The sequence below is a fragment of the Streptomyces canarius genome (assembly GCF_014650735.1).
GTDB lineage: Bacteria > Actinomycetota > Actinomycetes > Streptomycetales > Streptomycetaceae > Streptomyces > Streptomyces olivaceoviridis.
The window spans coordinates 1-560 of record NZ_BMVN01000248.1; the positions used below are offsets into that span (position 1 = coordinate 1).

The window sequence follows — 560 nt, forward strand, 5'->3', positions numbered from 1 at the left end:
CGGGGAGTTTCCAGAGCTGGTTGGCGGAGGCCGCGCAGGTCCAGATCTGGAGCTTGGTGCCGTTGGCCGAACTCGGACCGGTCGCGTCCAGGCACTTGCCCGACTGCGAGCCCACCAACTGGCCCTTCGCGTCCGACGCCCACTTCTGCGACGCCGCACCCGTACACGTCGACAACTGCACCGGCGTACCATCCACAGTCGCACCGCCCGCGACCGTCATGCACTTGCCCAACGCCCGCAACGTACCGTCAGCGGCCACCGTCCACGACTGACCACTGCCCGACCCACAGACATTCAGCTGGACCGCCGTACCGTTCGCCGACAACGACCCGGCCACCTCGGCACACTTACCGCCGTACCCACTGATCACCCCCGACGGACGCGACGTCGGAACACTCCACAACTGGTTGTCCGACCCCGCACACGACCAGATCTGGAGCTTGGTACCGTTCGCCGAACTCGGACCCGTCGCATCCAGGCACTTGCCCGACTGCGCACCCACCAACTGGCCCTTCGCGTCCGACGCCCACTTCTGCGACGCCGCACCCGTACACGTCGAC

Annotated in this window: 1 protein-coding gene; it reads right to left on the reverse strand. The window is 67.1% G+C overall.

Features of this window, described 5'->3' with window-relative positions:
* Positions 1-560 (reverse strand): RICIN domain-containing protein (locus tag IE294_RS47130; RefSeq protein WP_189895440.1); only part of this gene is annotated, 560 nt, incomplete at both ends.